At 39.0% G+C, this 21,114-nt stretch carries 17 protein-coding genes and 1 riboswitch; of the genes, 1 reads left to right on the top strand and 16 read right to left on the bottom strand.

The annotated features are described in order from the left end of the window. Positions 1-60: 60 nt before the first annotated feature. Together ACI3ES_RS03410 and recU are read right to left on the bottom strand one after the other, a co-directional pair. Positions 61-2,247 (bottom strand): transglycosylase domain-containing protein, encoded by a 2,187-nt coding sequence (locus ACI3ES_RS03410; protein ID WP_114666536.1) that lies wholly within the window; start codon positions 2,245-2,247, stop codon positions 61-63. 24 nt (positions 2,248-2,271) lie between these two features. Beyond that, on the bottom strand, positions 2,272-2,886 hold the full coding sequence (gene recU / locus ACI3ES_RS03405) for a Holliday junction resolvase RecU (RefSeq protein ID WP_142511260.1): 615 nt from the start codon (positions 2,884-2,886) through the stop codon (positions 2,272-2,274). A 233-nt stretch (positions 2,887-3,119) separates the two neighbouring features. On the opposite strand from recU, the gene ACI3ES_RS03400 reads away from it, so the two are divergent. After that, complete coding sequence (locus ACI3ES_RS03400) at positions 3,120-4,097, top strand: FUSC family protein (protein ID WP_004915341.1); 978 nt, start codon at positions 3,120-3,122, stop codon at positions 4,095-4,097. 10 nt (positions 4,098-4,107) lie between these two features. On the opposite strand, the gene ACI3ES_RS03395 is transcribed toward ACI3ES_RS03400, so the two are convergent. The 14 genes from ACI3ES_RS03395 to leuS form a co-directional block, all read right to left on the bottom strand. Continuing rightward, positions 4,108-4,428: a multidrug efflux SMR transporter gene (locus ACI3ES_RS03395; RefSeq protein ID WP_114666534.1), complete on the bottom strand. Its 321-nt coding sequence runs from the start codon at positions 4,426-4,428 to the stop codon at positions 4,108-4,110. A gap of 497 nt (positions 4,429-4,925) precedes the next feature. Next, positions 4,926-6,470 carry a glutamine-hydrolyzing GMP synthase gene (guaA, locus tag ACI3ES_RS03390; RefSeq protein ID WP_407632021.1) on the bottom strand — a complete coding sequence of 515 codons (1,545 nt, stop codon included), beginning with the start codon at positions 6,468-6,470 and terminating at the stop codon, positions 4,926-4,928. Between the two features lie 3 nt (positions 6,471-6,473). Beyond that, positions 6,474-7,460: an IMP dehydrogenase gene (locus tag ACI3ES_RS03385; protein WP_080519249.1), complete on the bottom strand. Its 987-nt coding sequence runs from the start codon at positions 7,458-7,460 to the stop codon at positions 6,474-6,476. A gap of 19 nt (positions 7,461-7,479) precedes the next feature. Then, the gene (locus ACI3ES_RS03380) at positions 7,480-8,613 is read right to left on the bottom strand and encodes an IMP dehydrogenase (RefSeq protein ID WP_114666532.1); all 1,134 of its coding nucleotides are present in this window, start codon (positions 8,611-8,613) and stop codon (positions 7,480-7,482) included. Positions 8,614-8,796: 183 nt separating this feature from the next. Further along, positions 8,797-8,893, bottom strand: a riboswitch (purine riboswitch). A 74-nt stretch (positions 8,894-8,967) separates the two neighbouring features. Continuing rightward, positions 8,968-10,251 carry a C40 family peptidase gene (locus ACI3ES_RS03375; RefSeq protein WP_114666531.1) on the bottom strand — a complete coding sequence of 428 codons (1,284 nt, stop codon included), beginning with the start codon at positions 10,249-10,251 and terminating at the stop codon, positions 8,968-8,970. Between the two features lie 199 nt (positions 10,252-10,450). Then, entirely contained in the window at positions 10,451-10,636 is a 186-nt protein-coding gene (locus ACI3ES_RS03370; RefSeq protein WP_004913726.1) for a 2-hydroxymuconate tautomerase, read from the bottom strand. Between the two features lie 26 nt (positions 10,637-10,662). Beyond that, the gene (locus ACI3ES_RS03365; protein ID WP_114666530.1) at positions 10,663-11,646 is read right to left on the bottom strand and encodes a YitT family protein; all 984 of its coding nucleotides are present in this window, start codon (positions 11,644-11,646) and stop codon (positions 10,663-10,665) included. Positions 11,647-11,770: 124 nt separating this feature from the next. Next, entirely contained in the window at positions 11,771-12,988 is a 1,218-nt protein-coding gene (locus tag ACI3ES_RS03360; protein ID WP_114666529.1) for an OFA family MFS transporter, read from the bottom strand. A gap of 223 nt (positions 12,989-13,211) precedes the next feature. Continuing rightward, positions 13,212-14,105 (bottom strand): zinc metalloprotease HtpX, encoded by an 894-nt coding sequence (gene htpX / locus ACI3ES_RS03355; protein ID WP_114666528.1) that lies wholly within the window; start codon positions 14,103-14,105, stop codon positions 13,212-13,214. Continuing rightward, positions 14,105-14,653 (bottom strand): LemA family protein, encoded by a 549-nt coding sequence (locus ACI3ES_RS03350; protein WP_114666527.1) that lies wholly within the window; start codon positions 14,651-14,653, stop codon positions 14,105-14,107. The genes htpX and ACI3ES_RS03350 overlap by 1 nt, the downstream gene beginning before the upstream one ends. Before the next feature lie 10 nt (positions 14,654-14,663). After that, on the bottom strand, positions 14,664-15,578 hold the full coding sequence (locus ACI3ES_RS03345) for a hypothetical protein (RefSeq protein WP_114666526.1): 915 nt from the start codon (positions 15,576-15,578) through the stop codon (positions 14,664-14,666). 1 nt (position 15,579) lies between these two features. Then, a complete protein-coding gene (locus ACI3ES_RS03340) occupies positions 15,580-16,428 on the bottom strand; it encodes a hydrolase (RefSeq protein WP_114666525.1) in 849 nt (282 codons plus the stop codon). 113 nt (positions 16,429-16,541) lie between these two features. Then, positions 16,542-18,485, bottom strand: coding sequence for a polysaccharide biosynthesis protein (locus ACI3ES_RS03335; RefSeq protein WP_114666524.1), 1,944 nt, complete (start codon positions 18,483-18,485; stop codon positions 16,542-16,544). 91 nt (positions 18,486-18,576) lie between these two features. Further along, positions 18,577-21,003: a leucine--tRNA ligase gene (gene leuS / locus ACI3ES_RS03330; protein WP_004913750.1), complete on the bottom strand. Its 2,427-nt coding sequence runs from the start codon at positions 21,001-21,003 to the stop codon at positions 18,577-18,579. Positions 21,004-21,114 lie beyond the last annotated feature (111 nt).

Raw genomic sequence — 21,114 nt, 5'->3', positions numbered from 1 at the left:
CCTCCAAATATAAAGAACAATCTTAGCTATTAATAGCCAGATTGTTCGATCAAATCCTAATTAATTGTTTCCTGTTGTAGATCCAGTCGATGCAGAGTTCGTCGAAATACCCGCTTCAGCAGGTGTTTCACCAGACTGGGTAATAGAGGTTACACTTGGTAAGCCACCATTGCTCCATGAGGCATTTTTAACTTCATATTCAACAATATTACCCTTTACGGTTTGTTTAACACTATCAGGCATGGTCCAGTCCGTATTATCCTTGTTTTGCATAGCATAAGCCATTACTTTGGCATAATATTGTGCTGGCAAATCTTGTTCTGTCCAAGGAATATAGTTTTGCTTTGGATAATCAAAACCTGTCCAAACAGACAGCGCATATGACCGTGTATAACCAGTGAACCAAGCGTCAGAAATGGCACGTTCAGGCATATTATCATCTTCATCATAACCAACTAATCCAGATTTACCAGCTTGATGTAGACCAGTAATCGCAGCATCAGCAGCTGTGGCATTAGGCTTGATAACGCCTTTTAACATGTCTGTTATCATGAAAGCCGTGCTTGTTTTCATCGCGCGTGTGCCAGTTGTTGTGTAGTTATGTGTTGTGCCATCAGCAGTTACCACTTTAGTAATATAAGTGGGTTTGTAATAAGTACCACCGTTCGCGATTGCGCCAAAAGCAGCTGCTTCTTGCTCTGATGTCACTGGAATACCAATGGCTGCCGAACCACCAGGCGTGCCATCGGTTGTAATTCCCAAACCATTAACAAATTTCTCTGCGTTAGCCCCACCAACTTCTTCTAGTGTTCGCACAGCAGGAATATTACGAGACTGGGTTAAGGCAGTACGCATAGTGATATTTCCCATATACTTTTTATCCCAGTCGTAAACATCCTTATCGGTACCGACATACTTATATTTTTTATCGACAACCGTTCGATACGTTGGCCAGTTCAAATACTCAATGGCTGGTCCGTAATCCAGCAATGGTTTAATGGATGATCCCGATGAGCGTGAAGATTGTGTTGCTCGGTTTAAACCAAATGTCGTTGTGACATTTCGACCACCAATTTGCGCCACAACACGTCCGTTATTAGGGTTAGTCATTGTTGCACTAATCTGTAAGTTTGCACTAGAAAAAGTAACTGACCCACTGTTCGCATTATCGTACAATGATTGTTGCAAACTAGAATCCATACTAGTATATATCTTCAAACCTGATTTAGAAGTATCATATCCAAGTTTTTGGGCTTCTGAAATGGCTGATTTGGCGTAAGCATCAACCACCTTGCGATTTTGATCAGCATTTTCTGCTTTCGTTGTCAAATCTTGCAAGCCGTCGTTGACAGGAGTAGCAATAGCCGCCTTAGCTTGTTTTTCAGTAATGGCACCATACTTGACCATTGCTTCAATAACAGTATTTCGTCGTTCTTTGGCTGCAGAATTATTTTTTAAATAAGGATCGTAATACGTTGGCGATTGTGGCATTCCTGCAAGCAATGCCAACTGTGGTATCGACAACTCCGTTAATGGTTTACTATAAAAGTATTCGGCGGCCGTTTTCATGCCATAAATACCATGACCCATATAGACTTTATTAACATAGAACGTTAGAATTTCGTTTTTAGTAAAATTCTTTTCAACTCGTAGTGCAAGCCAAGCTTCTTGGGCTTTACGTTTTAATGTTTGGTCGGCTGATGATGTACTAAAGACAGATAACTTAACAAGTTGCTGAGTTAACGTTGAGCCGCCTTGCATACCCAGTGAAGAACCTTTAATGTTAGCTAAAGCGGCACCCATAATACGAATTGGATCAACACCATTGTGCTTATAAAAGCGTCGATCTTCAATTGAAACAACCGCCTGCTTCAACGTTTTAGGAATTTCGTTTGCATTCGCATAGTCACGCTCTTGCGTCGCCATAGTCCAAATAACATTTCCCTGACTGTCTAATAGTTGCGTTGAATTTTCAGAAGCTAAATCTGATTCAGTAATATTTGGTGCATCAGTGGCATACGTGAAAAATAATGCCGCACCAGCCAAACTTCCAATAATTCCTAGCGTTAATAGCCAAAGGAAAATTGCAAGTAACCATCGTCGTTTTTTTCTTGGCTTAAGAGGTTTTTTTGGACCGCTACCCTTGCCTTTGGGTCTGGGCCTTGGTGGTTCTTGACCTGGCTGATTATCGTACATATTTTGGTTGCGATCAACACGCGACCATTGATTTGAATTATCATTTGCCATAATACTGAGAGAGCTCCTAGATATTTATTTTAACGATTCAAGCATCATATCAACAGCTTTTAGATAATCCAAACTTGGATTTAAGCTTTCTGGAATAATGTACCCATGTGTCATAATGTCATGATACGAAATGGATTGTTTACCCTTTAAATTCTGCCATTGTTTGATCAATGCACTTGCTGGGTACACATACCCCTCATTTAAAGTAGTGAATTTGATAATCACAAAACCAATGCCACCTTGAGATAAAATGTTTGCTAAATGTGTAATTTGATGCTGATGAAAGTTTTTCAAAGGAAATGATGTTTTATTTTTAGTTTCCTTAGCATCAAAATCAATATAACGTCCTTGATAAACACCATTATAATCTGTCGTGGAAGCCTGCTTGAAGTAGGCTTCCGTAATTTTAGCTGCAGCTCTGGCTGGATAGTCAACTTTGACAATTGTAATGGGGGTCGGCTTTTTGTGGACGACAGCAAGTCGATTTGCCAAATAATAATCGTTAGCCTCATTAATTTCATCTTCCAGTCCCATACCACGTTTACCGAAAATTAAGGCTTTTTTTGTTGTCTTACCCGTTCGTATTGTATTTTGAACAGAGTTCTTATGGCGTGTGCCTGCTGGATATTTAATGGTCATCACTGCTCTCATCACTTTTTTAAATATATATCTCTTATTTTACCATAAAAAATTGGCTAAACCACAATTGTATAACCTTCTAAATAAATATGACCGTCAAAATGCAACACATGATTATTCTTAATTGAATCTGTTATCTAATTTTTTAATCAACTTATTATCAAATACTGATTGACAATGATAAGTTTTTTATGTTAGGCTGGAAAAATTTGAAAATTTCGAGGTAATCTAACATGAATAAAATCAATCGCCATATCATTCACGCTTTTTTGGGGATGAGTTCAATGGCCATTTCCTTATTAATTGGCGGGTTTTTTAATAATCAGTGGTTAGGTGTGATGAGTTGCTTTGGTGCATTGACACTCATGTACTATGTACCCGCTAATCAACATAAAACAATATCACAACTGCTGATAGTAGACGTTATTTCTATTCTAGCTTTGCCTATCAGTGCTTTGTTAGCTGGATCAATGTTTGCTATTTTGTGGATTGGCATGTTAGCATTTATTTCACAATATATACTGACTAAAGAAAAAATGTTTGGCCCTCAAGCTTTTTTTATCTTGATGATTAATGGTATGTTGTCCAGTTTGGGTCAAATATCAATCATAACAAGACTTTTATTTGCTTTGTACATCATTTTAGGTGCCGTTATTGCAACTGTTTTCGCACTAATCGAAAATTGGTGTTATGAAAAATATGCCATCACATTCCGTCTAGATCGAGAAAAATTCACTTATAACATTGAATCCATGCGTGCCATTAACTATTCTATTTTTGCTATGTTAGCCTATTTTATTGGTGTTCAGAGTCACCTCAATAACTATTACTGGTTGTTAGTCTCTGCTATCACCATCTTGCAAGCTGAAAACATACCAACCGCTAGGCATCGCCAATACCACTATGTGCTTGCTGGCATTGTTGGATGTATATTTGCTTTATTAATTTATACAACAATCCATCAAAAAATCTTATTGATGATTATTGCAGTCATATTGATGGGAATAATTTGTTTCGCAATGCCTAAAAGCTACTTGATTGGAAATTTTTTTACAACACCAATTGCGCTTATTCTTTTTAAACTGGTTCGACCTGAACTAGGAACAAATTTAATCATCACTCGGTTAATCGCAATTTTAATTGGTACTAGCATCGGCATTGTCGGTGTTATTGCTTTTGATATTATTTTGCGCCAACAAAAATTAACCTGATATCATCTCACTATTCGCCAGCCGTCATTTTTATGCCAATAATAGCCACAATTAACAAAATTACAAACAACCAAGTGGCCCCAGAAAATTTATCATGAAACAATGACACACCAACGACTACCGAACCAACTGCACCAATGCCTGTCCAGATAGGATATGCTAAGCTAAACGACAAATGTTTGACTGCCTGCAATAAGAATAGCATGCTGGCAATTAAACCAACTACCGTAACGATAGCCCAACTAATTTTTGAAAAACCATCGCTCAGTTTCATTGCAGTTGACCAAAGAATCTCAGATAAACCGGCCATTAATAAAAAAATCCATGGCATATCAGACCTCCAAATAAAAAAGTTGTAGCACCTTATTGGACAAACTTTGTCCCTTAGGTGACACAGCTTTGTTGACATTTTTTTTGATAAGCTTCACACTAGCTCTTATTTTATCATATGGCAATGACATAGCCAAGTAATTATATCATCAAAGTAATTTGAGCAAAAAGCTGACTGATTAACTTTCTCAGTTACCTATGTGTTTTAATTTTTAAAAAAATTTTTAAATCATTTAAGTTTAATAAAGCAAGTTTTCATAATAATTAGTTCAACAATATAGCATATTATTTTATATATCATGCCTCATTTAATTTTCAAATATCGTCTTTTCTTTCTGATACTCACTATTAAAATGACAAGATTTCATCGTTATCGATTAATTATCATGTTGCCTAATTGATAAATTGCATATTCATTAACTATAAAAAGCAAACATGTTGTCCATGTTTGCTTTTAAAAATTTAAAACGTAAAAAACTTTTGTTTTGATTAGTTGGGTTATTCCCACTCAACAGTTGCCGGTGGCTTAGCGGTAATATCATACACGACACGGTTAATATGTCCTACTTCATTAACGATTCGTGCTGAGATTTTTTGAAGTAATTCCCACGGAATATGAGCAAAGTCAGCCGTCATACCATCAACAGATGTGATTGCGCGAATAGCAATTGTATAATCATACGTACGGTAGTCACCCATCACACCGACCGAGCGGACACCAGTTAATACGGTGAAATATTGCCAAATATCACCTTCAAGACCAGCTTTAGCAATTTCATCGCGTAAAATCCAATCCGAATCACGCACAATTTCTAATTTATCTTCGGTAATATCGCCAAGAATACGGATACCCAGCCCCGGTCCCGGGAAGGGTTGACGCCAAACCATTTCATGAGGCATATTCAACTTTTCACCTAACTCACGAACTTCATCCTTGAATAAAGTATTAAGAGGTTCAATCAACTTAAATTGCATGTCTTCAGGTAACCCGCCAACATTATGGTGAGACTTAATAGTTTGTGCAGTATCTGTGCCCGATTCGATGACATCTGTATAAAGTGTGCCTTGTGCTAAAAACTCAATCCCATCAAGGTTTTTAGCTTCATCATTGAAAACTTGAATAAACTCATTACCAATAATTTTACGTTTTCTTTCCGGATCTGTTACACCAGCTAACTTGTCCAAGAAACGCGATTGTGCATCAACTTTGATAATATTCAGACCAAATTTACCACCAAGCATGGACATGACTTGTTCAGCTTCATTTTTACGCAACAAACCATGATCTACAAAAATGGAAGTTAATTGATTCCCGATTGCACGATGCAATAAAACTCCAACAACGGAAGAATCAACACCACCTGACAAACCAAGTAGCACTTTTTTATCACCAACGATTTCACGAATTTTGGCAATTTGATCATCAATGAACCCACTCATGTCCCAATTTGCCGTCGCACCAGCAATATCTTTAACAAAGTTCTGCAAGATTTGCTTTCCGTTCTCCGACAATGTTGTCTCGGCGTGGAATTGGACACCATAGAGACGTCGCTTCTCATCAGCAATGGCTGCAATCGGTGTTTTGTCCGAACCACCAATTACTTCAAATCCTGCCGGCAATGCGGTCACATTATCAGAATGGCTCATCAGAACCGTCTGTGAAACTGGCGTATTCGCCAAAAGTCGCCCCGCGTGTTCAGTATGATTTAAAATTGTTTGCCCAAATTCACCATTACCTGGGTTTGCTTCAACTTTTCCACCTAAGTTTTGCGCCATTAATTGCATGCCATAACAAACACCCAAAACAGGGACACCTAACTCAAATATTTCATTATCAATTGTAAAAGCATTTTCTTCATAAACGGATTTAGGACCGCCAGAAAGAATAATTGCCTTTGGATTGTAATCTCTAATTTCTGAAGCCGTCATTTTTCGTGACTTTAATTCAGAAAAGACACCCATTTCTCGAATACGACGAGTAATGAGTTGATTATATTGACTACCGTAGTCAAGAACTAAAACTTTATCTAGTGCGTCAGCCATGAATTATCCTTTCGCGTAGTTAGGGGCTTGCTTGGTGATTTCAACATCATGCGGATGTGATTCACGAAGGCCATTATCTGTAATCTGCACAAACTTAGCATGTAATTTTAAATCTTGAATTGTTGCAGACCCAGTATAACCCATACCAGCCCGAAGGCCACCATCAGTTTGGAAGATGGCATCATCAATTGCCATATCACCGCCCTTAAACGAGCCATCTGCTTCCAGAACTTCTCCTTTTAAAAGATCCGAAACAAGCGTTGCATCTGCACCAGCAGCCAATGCTTTCACGACATCCCCAGAGTAATGAACACCGCCAACAGCAATGACTGATTTGTTGTCATAATTAGATGCTACATCTGCTATACCCATCGTCACTGTCAAAAATGGATAAGTCAAATCATTTGGCAAGGATGAATTGACACAGCGTCCTGCTAGAACCGCGTCGGCACCAGAATCATAGATTTGTGCAGCTACATTTGGATCCTCTACAACACCAACAGCTACCAACAATTGTGGATATGCTTGTCTAGTTGCCTTTATGATTGTTATTACACTATCATCCAAATCAGCGTGTAAATAGAAGAAAATAGCGTTCACACCAGCATTTACCAAGGCGTCTACACGCTTGCTAGCGTCAGCACCCAACCAAACTTCAGCACCAACAACCAATTTTCCTTGATCATCTGTCAAAGCATTTGGAAATTTTTGTTCATCGATGACTGTAGATTTTGCTGACTTGACTAGTTCAACTTGTTCATCCACTGATTCTTGTTGCACAAAGATACCCAAGCCACCATTAAGTGCAATTGGTACAACCCGTTCATCTGTTTCAGAATCATACGCTTCAGAAATTAGTGGTATATTTAATTTGAAATTTGGTGCTAATTGACTTGTTAATGAGACTGTATGTGGTAAAACATTTGAGGCGCCTGGTACAAGTAAAGCTTGATCATAGCCTAGGCCAATAAATTGAGTTGATTCAGACATGATTTCTCCTAAGATTAATTTAAAAAAGAGTGGGTGCTTTTTGTGTCAAAATAGCTTCAAAATCAACAGCTTGAGTAGATTTTGCTAAATGATCATTTGCCACTAGTCCAGCTACCGCTGATTCACCTACTGATGCCATTTCTTGACGCATACCTGTCAAAATACCATTTAACACATCAACCAATGCTCCTTTATAGGCAACTCTAGCTTCAATACCTTCTGGCACCATCTTATTTGCTTCATTAACTTCGCCTTGAAAATAACGATCTTTTGAGCCATTTTCCATAGCAGCAATCGACCCCATACCACGATAACTTTTGTATAGGCGGCCATTATCTTCAAACGAATCGCCTGGTGTTTCTTCTGTACCAGAAAACATTGACCCCAACATCACAGCATTACCACCAGCAACCATTGCTTTGACAATATCTTCAGGTGTTTTGGCACCACCATCAGCTATGATTTTTTTACCCCGCGAAGCGGCTTCTTTGGCGGCCTCACGTACAGCAGAGATTTGCGGTACACCAATACCTGCTACAACTCGAGTCGTGCAAATTGAACCAGGACCAATACCAACTTTGACAACATCTGCTCCGGCATCATATAGAGCAGCAGCACCTTCGCGCGTCGCAATATTTCCAGCAATAATATTAAGTTCTGGGAAGGCATTACGAACTTCTGAAACCTTACGCAAGACACCTTCTGAGTGCCCATGAGCGGAATCTAAAACAATGGCATCAACCCCAGCTTCTGCCATAGCAGCAACGCGATCAACAGTATCATTTGTCACACCAACTGCACCAGCAACTAGCAAACGGCCTTTAGCATCCACGGCAGCTTGGGGATAATTTTGTCGTTCAAATTTTGCTATCTTAACTTGGAGCACCTGCTCCGCCTGTTGGGCAATCGTCATATTCTTATGAATAACACCCAATCCACCCAATTTAGCAATTTCAATGGCAAATCGTGCCTCAGTTACAGTATCCATCGCTGCCGAAAGCAGTGGGATATGTAAATTCAACGTTGGTGTCAACTCGGTTTCCAGAGTAACCTGATCGACCTTAACTGCCGAATTTTCCTCTGGCACTAAATTGACATCTTCAAACGTTAATCCCATTGGGACAAATTTACCTTTTGAATTAAACTTTTCCATCATATTCTCCAAAAAAATTTATACTTGTAAATCCCATCGTCATTCATTGTGACACACACTAAGAAATCGACATGATATACATTCGCTAATCAGGCCTTTTTGCCAACACAATTGTCAACAGATCCGCCAAAAATTAAAAATAAAAAAACACTTGGGATACACAGATCCACAAATGCTTTTGAACGGTCAAAAACACTTGCGGATAGTCACGTCATTTGGTGCGTGGTAGAGACTGCTGGCCATTTTCCAGCACTATATCTGCAAAGTAATGTTTTAATTATTGGTTTCATGTTACACGCTTTTATGAGAAAAAGCAACTGGTTATATCAGAACAAACAGTTGCTTTTGAGTAAATTATTGTATACTACCTGCAAAACTAGGCATAAAATTAGTTGAAATTGTTTCTACACGCACGTTCATACCTGGTTGCGGTGCGGCAACATACTGATTTCCTCCAATATAAATGGCCACGTGATATGAAGCACCTTTGGTTCCCCAGAACAGCAGATCACCCGGCTGCGCTTGTGAAACTGCCTTTGTTTTTGTGTAAGATTCCTGTAAAACGGATGAATGTGGCAACGAGATACCAGCCGCCTTTTGGAATACATAACTGACCAAACCAGAGCAATCAAAACCAGTTTGGGGTGTAGAACCAGCCCAAACGTAAGGAATGTTTTGAGTTGCTAACTGCTTAGCTAATGAAACAATGGCTGCACTAGCAGTTGTAACGTTTTGGTTGGCTGCTGGTGCCACAGACTCTGATTGCTCAGACTGTGATGCAGATGATGAAGCACTAGCGCTTGAGCTTTGCGCTGCAGAAGCCGTAGAGTCTTGGCTTGCCTCACTTACAACAGACGATGTAGTAGATTCCGATACTGTGCTAGCATCTGGTATATTAGCAGATGACGATGTGCCTGTTGTTACCACATCTGTATCATCACTACTTTCAGTAGCTGTTACAGGTGTCGTTGGAGTAGCCTCGCTAGCCACTGATGTCGGAGCAACTGCGCTTGAAGTTGAAACATTTTGAGTTACCGGCGCAGCACTGGCTGTCGAAGTAACCATTGATATTGCCTGATCAGAATCAGCATTTGCCTCAGTACCATCCGTCTCATTGGCCGAATCTATCTCTGTGCTGCCAGCATTAGTGTCTATTGTGCTGTCTGAACTGCCAACTGTTGAAGCAGTTTCAACCACTTCGGGTGCTGCAGACGTAGCATTCTGAGTTGCTGGTTGATCTGTCGGCAACGTCAAAACTTGACCAGCAGAAATCAAATCAGAATTATTGTTGTTGGCAACTAATGCGTCAACACTGACTTTATGGTCTTGAGCAATTGACCAGAGTGAATCACCCGCTTTGACACGGTATGTCGTTGCTTTCTTTTTAGTATTGGTTTGGGCAGCTTTCGTTTCTGCTGGCGTATTGACATGTAGCACTTTATCTTTTGGAATCGTCAAATTTGCCTTTGACAAACTGACCTCATTCGATTGCGCTAAGCCAGTTGCTTCAGCAACTGAGCTTACGGCTTTATCCACTGCGTTTTTTACTTGGTCAGCATTGACGATACTTGAACCAACGCCAACAAGACCGAGCACACCAAGGCCAGAAGCAATAATTTTTTTATCCAGACGTTCCATATATTCACCCTTTCCGCCTATATCATTGTAGCCATAGCCACTTTGACAAAATTCTCAAATCTTAAGTTTCTCTTAACATATTAAGTTTATCATGTAAAACCTTAAGAAAATACCAAAAATTGATTATTTCATCAAATTGTCACATTTTGATAACATTACGAAAAAAAACAACCCTGTAGGGGTTGTTTTGCTAAATAACTTATTGGTCACTTTTAAGAACACCGCCGACTGCGTAATGATCTTTTGGCATTTCTCTTAAAATAACATGTACTGCTTCGCGTGAAGCCCCGGCATCCGTAACGATTACATCGGTAATATCTTTAACCATTTTAGCGAGTTGTTCGTGTGAACGTCCTTCTAGTAATTCAACTTGTACGATAGGCATAAATAGCCCTCCTTAATATTTAAAATCTATTTTACCTGATTATCGTTCACATTTTCAAGTTGAGATTCTAATTGTTTCTCTGCTTCAATCTGTGCCTCAATCGTTTCAACTTTTGGAACAGCAATAGCTTTTTTCATTTGTAATTGTCTGTCAGAATCTAAAAACTCACCAGAAACATTAACTGTGTTCAATAAGTTAACAAAGGCCTTAGGATCAGCGCGATGGACAATTTCTTGCATTTCAAATAATTCGTAACGAGAAATCACCATCATCAAGGTAGTTGATTCTCTTTTTGTGTAAGCACCTTTGGAGGGCAGGATAGTAATACCACGTATCAAATCCTTATGAAGCGCTTCTACAACGTCATCCCCTTTTGCGGTGACAATCATCGCAGTTAGTTTCTGATATCCTGTATACAGAGTATCCACAACTCGACCTGTTGCGTAAATACCAATTAACGTAAATAGGGCATTCTGCCAACCAATGAAGAAACCGGCAACAATAACCACAACACAGTTAATAATATTCATTAACGCGCCCACAGACTTACCGGTTCGCTTTTGAACAACCATTGCAACAATGTCCATACCACCAGTCGAAAAACCGTATCGCATCGCTAAACCAATTGCAACACCTAACAGCAATCCACCAAATAATGCTGCCAGCATTGGATCAGTCGTCAACGCTTTTGTGGGTGCTAAAATTTGAATAATTGACACAAATATGGCATTTAAAAAACTTAAGATTGTAAACTTTCCACCGATTAATTTCCAACCAACAATTCCGATTGGCACGTTAAATACCATCATAAACGTTCCAGTTTGAACATTCATATGAAAAGTATGTTGCGCAAATAACGATAGCAACTGCGAAATACCATTAAAGCCACTTGAAAAAATATTATTAGGAATTAAAAACGCATTCAATGAAATAACTTGAATGATAGAACTGGCAATAAATACGACAGCTGTTAAAAAGATTTTACGCCAATTAAATTGAATATTTGTCATTGATATGATTCTCCTAAAATACGTGGTCACTTACCTACTAATCATATCAAATTGTATTTGTTTTGTATGCTTTTTAAATGAAATTAGTCACCAGAAAGTAGAATTAATTCAGACATATTTAACGCTAAACGATTAACATTTGGTTTGGTTTCACCATAAATCGTGAAATCAAATAGGCGATGACATACAAAATGCTAATTGCCAAAAAAACAGTTTGGTATGGCATACCTAAGACGTGCACAATATAACTCGCTAACTGATTACCAGAAAGTCCAGCTGCTGCCCATGCAGTGAGGGCTAACCCATGGATTTTAGAGATTGCTTTCATACCAAAGCGATCTGCTAGTAGAGGTGGCAAGGCAGAAAAGCCACCACCATAACCAGCATTAATTAAAAAGAATGTCCCAACCAATACAACAGGCATTAAAAAGTTACCGCTAGGCAAAAAATAAGATAACAATGACATCACGATTGAAATGCCAAAAATCAACTGATAAACACTGTTTCTATCTTTAAGTCGATCAGATAATGTCGCAAATCCAATTCGACCTGAAGCATTGAAGAAAGCATCAATACTCAAGATTGTTGTGATTGCACCAATTGAGAATACTGCACTCCCACTTTGTAACGTCAAATTCGATAAAATATCTTTTTCTTGGGAAATAATCGCTAAACCAGCCGTTATATTCAGATAAAACATCAACCAAATTCCAACAAATGTCATGTTCCCCATTAATTTTAATGGTTGAAATGGTGTTTGTAGCGGTTTCTCTTGCCAATCAATTGGTTTATGAATCAGCAGCGTACCAATCAACATCATAAGTGCAAAAACAACTGATAACAAGATAAACATCTGCCATAAACCGATAGATTTTTGCAGCGTCATCATAACCGGTGAAAACACCATTTTAGCGAGACCGAATCCAGCAACCGCCAAGCCGGTTCCCAATCCCTTATTATCTTTAAACCACAACATTAAATTTTTAACTGGGGTTAGATACCCAATTCCTAATCCAATACCCATGACAATCCCATAAAAAATATAAATACCGATTAATGACCGTTGTTGAATACTGAAACCAGTTCCTAACATACCTGCAACAAAAAATAACGTTGCTAATAAGGCCGATCGTTTAATATTTTTTTCGACATAATGTCCCAGTACGGCAGCCGAAAGTCCTAAAAATAATATCGCGATGGAAAATGCCCATTCCACATCAGGCACACTGGCACCAATATAATCAGCGACTGACTGTTTAAAAACACTCCATGCATAGACAGTACCAATACTGCCATGAATTAGAAGTGCCGGTAAGGCTGCTCGTAGCCATTTATTTTCCATTGGATTCTTTCTCCTGTGTTATATTCTGAATTTGTTACTTTTATATTTAACCATATTCGCAATACGAATGTAAAGCTTTTTACGTATATTATTTTAATAAAAGTTGTAAAATAACTTTTTTTACGAACTATAATCAGTTTATATTCTTTTTAAATAATATAAAAGCAAACTTTACCACATTACATCAAAAAAAGCCTCCATGAAATGGACGCTTTCGAAGAGATTACATTTTTTCCAACCGCGCAATCCGTTCTTCAATTGGTGGATGCGTATCGAATAAATGTTCTTTATTTTTTAAAGGGTTACTAATATACAGCGCTGCTGACGATGAATCAACATCTTGCATTGGTTCTGCACCGCCTAATTTACGTAAAGCTGATATCAATCCCTGTGGATTTCGTGTCAACTCAACACTACCGGCATCAGCAAGATATTCTCTATTTCGAGAAATAGCCATTTGTACGGCTGCCGCAGCTAGTGGCGCGAGTACCATCATCAGAATCGAAAATATCATCAGAATTGCCTGCAAGCCACCGCTATTGTTGCGATCATTTTCTCTGCGCCGTTCCCCACTCCCCCAAAACCACCAGTTGCCACCGATATTAGTTAGCAAAGTAATGGCGGCTGAAAGTGCTAATGCTATTGTAGAAATACGAATATCATAATTACGAACATGACTCATTTCATGCCCAATGACACCCTCCAACTCGCTTCGCGTCATTATACGCAAAAGACCTGTTGTTGCTGCTACTGCCGCGTGTTTGGGGTCATTACCAGTTGCAAAAGCATTGGGGCTTTCATCTGCAATCACAAATACTCTAGGCATAGGGACTTGTGCAACCATTGCCATGTCCTCTACGGCATGCCACAATTCTGGTTGTTGGTCAGCATTCGTTATTTCTTGACCATGATTCATAGCCATCACAACAGCAGTTGAATTACTAATCATTATTGCTGTGTAAATGACACCAATAATAATCGCAGCTACAACACCATAAACCAAAGAATCAAGCAATAGATAACCCACGGCTGCACCCACGAGCGCAACCAGAACAAAAAAAGCCACTAATAACACAATGGTACGTCTTTTATTTGATTGTATTTGTTGATACAACATTAAAACTTAACCGTTGGTACTTCTTTCTCTGCTTCAGGCACTTGCAAAAACTCACTAGGCTGGAAATGATGAACACCAGCGACAATATTTGTAGGAAATGATTGCAATTTTGTATTGTAGTTGGCGGTAGTGGCGTTAAACAATTGTCGTGAATAAGCAATTTTGTTCTCAGTATTTGTAAGCTCTTCTTGGAGCTTGTTAAAATTGGTATTGGCTTTTAAATCTGGATAAGCTTCAGCACGGGCAAAGAAACCAGATAACACACCACTTAATTGATTTGAGGCGGCCATTTTATCTGCTGGAGTTGTTGCCGCTGCAACATCTTGACGCAACTGTGTTACTTTAGTTAATGTCTCGCTTTCGTGCTTGGCATATCCTTTAACTGTTTCAACCAGATTAGGAATCAAATCATTTCGGCGCTTTAATTGCACATCAATTTGGCTCCACGATTCTTGCGTTTGCATTCGAGCTTTCACAAGACCGTTGTATATAGCGATCCATGCTAACGCAATGACTGCTATAACTAATATTACGATGATTATTGTCATAATTTCCCTTTCATTCTACAAAAACTTCTCGATGATCTTTTAAACCGACCTGATCTAACCACATATTGTACCATTGTGCCAAAAAAGGCAATTGTTGAATCAATGAATACAGTGTCACATCTTGGTTATTATCTATGATATCATAATGCCAAAAACTATGCCCCTTGTCATCACGATTTTGAATTATATCAAGTGTCACATCTGCAATTTTTAGCGTAGCACCTGTTTTTTGTCCTTGATGGCTTTTTAACACAAAATGCTGTTTTGCAGCCGCCACAAACAGACTATCAAGAACGTCAACCGGTAGGTCCTTACCTCTCATGGTCAAATCGAGGTTATTCTTGGCGTCAATCCCTATCACATCTACATCATAATCCAATTCTTTCAGTTGTTCGGCAATACCTGTCAAACGCTGTTGGAACGATTTCAGGGCTGGCAAGCCGGCCAACTGTAATGCCTCTGTCTGAACCAATTGTGCAAATTGGTCGGTATCAAGGTAAAAGCGACGACGCGACATATCCCAATACAGTATTCGCAAATTTTGCGAAATTTCTTCGAGGTAATAACCACCCGCTACCAAAGGCGCTGCTGTGAATCGAAATGATGCATTTGGAAACTCAGCAAAATGAAGCTCCGCAACCTTTTGCAATTGAGGCAGTACGACGCTTGTCTCAGATAAAGAAGCCATGCTTGATAGCTTTGCAAAAGCAAGTGTCACCCAATGTGTACTTGGATACCAATGTTCACTAGCAACACGAAGAATTGTCGCTTCATGAACATCAAATGCAAGGATTTTATTGACGACTTCTAGGATATCAGCTGTTGTTTCAGCTTGAGACAATGTTTCCACTAATACCTGCCACCGTTGCATCACCATTAAATCTTTTTTTAATTGTTGCGCATACTCAAAATTATCGAAAGTCATATCACTTCTTCTGCAATAATGCGTTTAAATAATCTACATAAAGATGACTAATCTTTTCACCAAATGCTTTGACACTTTCAAAATAAGTTAAAATTTGTTCCAGCTCTAAGCGATGAATCGCATCATCTTTTTCTAATTTTAAAATTTCAGCTTGATGAGACTGTAATTTCTCTTTGACTTCAGGTACCCGTTGTTGAGAAGCAAGCAATAATTCACGTTTATTTTCAAGTTCTTCACGAGCTTTTTTATCGGTACGACCCAGTAAACCAGACTTATTTTCCTTCAATTGCGCCAATTGATCCTCAATCACTTGAACCTCAAGTTTTCGCTTCGTCTCATCATCTAAAAATGCCTGCAATCCCGTCATGATTTGCTTAATTTCACGGACTTGATTATCGTTATTGTTCACCCCATCTGGCAATTGTGAGACATTGTGCAAGGCCAACATCATCTTTTGATCAACCTCTAAGGTCAAAGCCAAAACATCAAGCGTGCCAATTTGACGATGGTTCCACCAATCACCTATAAAAACTTGATAAATTGCAGGTTCACCATCAATTGCTTCAAATTCTAGAAATTGAAAATGCGCCTTTAAATAGTGAATCAATTCTGGCGCAAGAAAGGTGGCTAACTCATTGTGAATATCAGCAACCATCTGTGCTAGGCTGGCGTTACTGTCTGCATGCGCTCTTTGTCGAACTTGCTCATTAAATTGCTGAGAATCTAATAATTCATAAATTTGCGGCAACTGATGAGCCATAATTGCGGACTGTAACTGTCCCAGATACATTATCTTACTATCAAGCCGATTAATTAATTCCGGCTGCAATACAGTTTGTGATTCTGTCATTTGATATGCCTCCGTTGAAACAATAGTTTAAAACCTAATTTTAGCATACCGTATATAACGTCTAAAAAATACCATCTTTAGAATATTTTATGTTATAAAAAAACGATGAACAATCATCGCTTTGGACGTAATATTTTTGGCACAAATCGCATCTTTGATCCTAATAAGTCATCGGCCACCCCGATACGAAGATAGGCCATAATCAGAATAGCGCCACCAATGAATACTGCAACAAACGTTGTAATCGTTACTGATAACTTTGTATCCATCGGGAAGACAAAATTACTGAAAAAGAAAACAATTAGTCTGGCAATTACAGCCATCATAGCAGACGCAACAAACATACGCCATAGCTCGCGCCCGATTGTACTAAATGAAACACCGTACATTGACTTCAAAAAATCAAGCATATAGGCGATTGCAACAACCATGCCAATGACACTAGCCATTAAAGCACCCATTCCTTCAAAAAAACGAATTAACGGTATTTGCAAAACAATTTTAATTACAAATCCTGCTATAAAAGCTTTCATCACAATTGACACTTCTGACAATGCTTGTAGCACAAAAGATAGTAACATGAATAGACTAAATGCAATAGCTAAAATAGTCGAATATTGTAACAAATAGATACCGTCTTGATTTGAAGGTCCGATTGGATAAAACATTTTATATAACGGTCCAGCAACAGCATACATTCCCAATGCACTTGGTAACATGATTAAAGCAAATAATTTCATAACTTGCTTAAGTTGAGTTTGAATGTCAGCATGTGTTAATGTCGCTTTACTACCTGATAACATAGGCAAGGCAGTTGCCGCAATACTAGTTGAAAAAGGCACAATAATCATGATCAGTTTGTTGGGATTAGCACTGAACAAAGCAAACTGATTTAGTAATTCAGTATTAGAATTGGAAAAAAAATGGTTCATAATATCAAAGAAAGAATACTGATCAACCAGTTGGAAAAGCGTAATAGCTGATCCAATAATAATAAACGGCCATGATTCTCTTAAAATATTTAGAACTAAACCAAATGTTGGGGCGTGATGTGTCGGTTGCGCATTTTCAATTGGTTGCACCAAAATGTGACGATACCTGGCCCATCCCCATATAAGAACCAACATACTGAAAATAGCACCGATAAACGCTGCAAAGGTTGATTGAACGACGACACCCGTCCAATTTGTAGGATTAGATTTTAGAATAACGACCGCTGTGATAAGCATATACGCGACTCGAGCAATTTGTTCAATGACTTGTGACATAGCTGACACACTCATTAATTGGTGCCCTTGAAAAATACCACGAATCATCGACATTAGTGGGAAAATTGCCACTGCAGGCGCCAACGAATGCAATACCGGTATTACATTAGCATTACCGTTAGATAACCATGGCGCCGCAATATATAAGATGGCGCCAAAGAGAATGCCTAAACCAATCCCAAGCCAAATTGATTGACGTGTGAGTTGCCGTGAACGATAAATATCATGTTTAGCAGCTAATTCCGCTACAATTTTAGAAATGGCCGCTGGAATACCAAACGTTGCAATGGCCAAAAAAACAGCATAAACATTATAGCCTTGTGTAAATAAACCATTTGCTCGGTTACCGTACACGCCCAACATCGCCATCCAAGGCAAAATGTACAATGCACCAAGAATACGTGACACCATGTTACCCACTGACAACCACGCGGAGCCCTTTACTAACGTCGCTTGGTTGTCACTGACAGGAGCTGTATCTGAAGGGGTTACAGGTTGTGATTGCGTATTTGAAGTCTCTGCTACTGTCAAACTGGGCTTCTTTTGAATGATTTTCTTACGTGCCTGATCATTTTTTTGCTTTAATAACGCAATATCAGCATTTGACATGACTGTTTTTTGATGAGACTGAGGGGCTACTCCACCGGAATGTGATGGTGACTGTTTGTTCTGCACACGCTTACGTGCACGAGCTAAAATTTCCTCAGCACTCAACATTTGTCCATCGACGTTAATTTTATCGACGCGATTTCCGCTATTGAGATTTTCTGGACGTTGATCATCCGACATATTTAGTGACCCCATTTTTTGATATGTACCCTCACCTAAGTGAGGATTTGCGCAACATTCTAAATTGACAAATGCCGCAACATGTAATTTCTTAGCTTACTACAATATTAACAAACTTACCAGGAATCGCAATAACTTTACGAATTTCTTTGCCGTTAATGAAGTTTTGGACATTATCATCTGCTTTAGCAGCTTCGACCATAGCATCTTTGTCAATATCTATGGCGACAGTTGCCTTACCACGTACTTTGCCGTTGACCTGGAAAATAATTTCGGCTGTGTCTTCAACAAGTTGTTTTTCATCATATGTTGGCCAAGGTTCATAACTAACACCTTCCGTATGACCAAGTTTTTGCCATAACTCTTCAGCCAAAAATGGTGCGATCGGTGCTAACATTTGTACAAAGCCATTCATATACTGAATTGGCAAAGCATCTGATTTATAAGCTTCATTCACGAAAACCATCAATTGTGAAATAGCCGTATTGAAACGCATATTTTCTAAGTCGTCAGTTACTTTTTTCACCGTCTGATTATAAACTTTATCTAAATCACCAGGGTTAACTGTCGTTACGTGATCACGCAACTTTCCCTCATCATCAACTAGTAATCGCCAAACACGATCCAACCAACGACGTGAGCCAGCAACACCTTCTTCAGACCACGGTTTACTTTGTGTTAATGGTCCCATAAACATTTCATATACGCGTAGTGTGTCGGCACCATAATCATTAACAATCTCATCTGGATTAACCACATTGCCTTTTGATTTAGACATTTTTTCATGATTTTCACCTAAAATCATGCCTTGGTTAACAAGTTTTTGGAAAGGTTCTTTAGTAGGTACAACACCCAAATCGTACAAGAACTTATGCCAAAAACGGGCATACAATAAATGCAAAACAGCGTGTTCAGCACCACCAACATACAAATCAACATTCATCCAGTATTTCAACTTTTCTGGATCTGCTAAAACCTTTGAATTATGTGGATCCACATAACGCAAGAAATACCAAGAAGATCCCGCCCATTGTGGCATAGTGTTGGTCTCACGTCGTCCTTTAACACCATCTTCTCGTGTCACATTTAACCACTCAGTTGCATTGGCAAGTGGCGATTCTCCTGTTCCTGAAGGCTTCAACTGATCTTGTGTCATTTCTGGCAGACGAAGTGGCAATTCTTCCTCAGGTACGAGAGTTTGTGTCCCGTCTTCCCAATGAATGACAGGAATCGGTTCACCCCAATAGCGTTGGCGAGAGAAAATCCAGTCTCTCAATCGGTAATTGACTTGTTTATGTCCTGCGTGATTGTCTTCCAACCATTCAATCGCTTTATCAATAGCCTCTTGCTTATTTAATCCGTCCAAAAATCCAGAATTGATATGCGTGCCATCACCAGTATATGCGGCTTCATTAACGTCGCCTCCAGCAATTATAGGTGTAATTGGCAAATCAAATTTCTTAGCAAAGGCATAATCACGTTCATCATGAGCTGGTACCGCCATAATTGCACCTGTACCGTATGACGCCAATACATAATCAGCAATCCAAATTGGCAATTTTTCGCCATTTATAGGGTTAATACCGTAAGCACCAGTGAAGGCGCCCGTCTTGTCTTTATTAAGATCAGTCCGCTCAAGATCAGACTTTGTGGCAACAATCTCCTGATATGCAGCAATTGCTTCTGCTTGATCTGGTGTTGTAATTTTTTCAATTAGGTCGTGCTCGGGCGACAGCACCATATATTTAGCGCCGAAGAGCGTATCAGGTCGTGTGGTGTAGACTTCGATTTCGTCATCAAAACCATCAACTTTGAAGTTAACAGAAGCACCAGTTGATCGACCAATCCAATGCCGTTGTTGTTCTTTAATCGCTTCAGGCCAATCTAAATCTTCTAAATCATCTAACAAACGATCTGCATACGCAGTAATACGCAAAACCCATTGCTTCATAGGTTTGCGATAGACAGGATAACCACCACGTTCAGTCTTACCGTCAACAACTTCTTCATTGGCAACAACAATGCCACCACCCGGAAAATCTGGGGCCCAGTTAACCATAATCTCATCTTCGTAAGCCAAACCTTTTTCGTACAACTTTTCAAAAATCCATTGTGACCACTTATAGTATTCTGGATCGGTTGTATTAATTTCTCGTGACCAGTCAATCGAAAAACCTAAAGACTTGATTTGCTTTTTAAAAACTTGGACATTTTTATTTGTAAAACCAGCTGGATTATTACCAGTTTTGATAGCATATTGTTCAGCCGGCAACCCAAAAGCATCCCAACCAATTGGATGTAATACGTTGAAACCATTGGCGCGCTTGTAACGACTAACAATGTCTGTTGCCGTATACCCTTCTGGATGTCCAACATGCAGCCCTTGCCCTGAAGGATAGGGAAACATATCCATCACATAATACTTTGGTTTATCTGATTGATCTGGCGCTTTAAAAGTTTGATTATCCTCCCAATATTTTTGCCATTTATGCTCAATTTCTTTGTGATTATATGCCATAATTTATTCCTTTGTGTGCTTTATTTAAGTTGGAACATCAAGAAACCGTTAGATTAACCACCTTCAAATAAAAAAACCTATGCCATGCAAAAAAGCATGACATAGGGTGAA

The organism is Leuconostoc falkenbergense (genome assembly GCF_045801155.1).
In the GTDB taxonomy this organism is placed as follows: domain Bacteria; phylum Bacillota; class Bacilli; order Lactobacillales; family Lactobacillaceae; genus Leuconostoc; species Leuconostoc falkenbergense.
The sequence above is the reverse complement of the archived record's forward strand: the minus strand, read 5'-3'. Positions and strand labels throughout refer to the sequence as shown.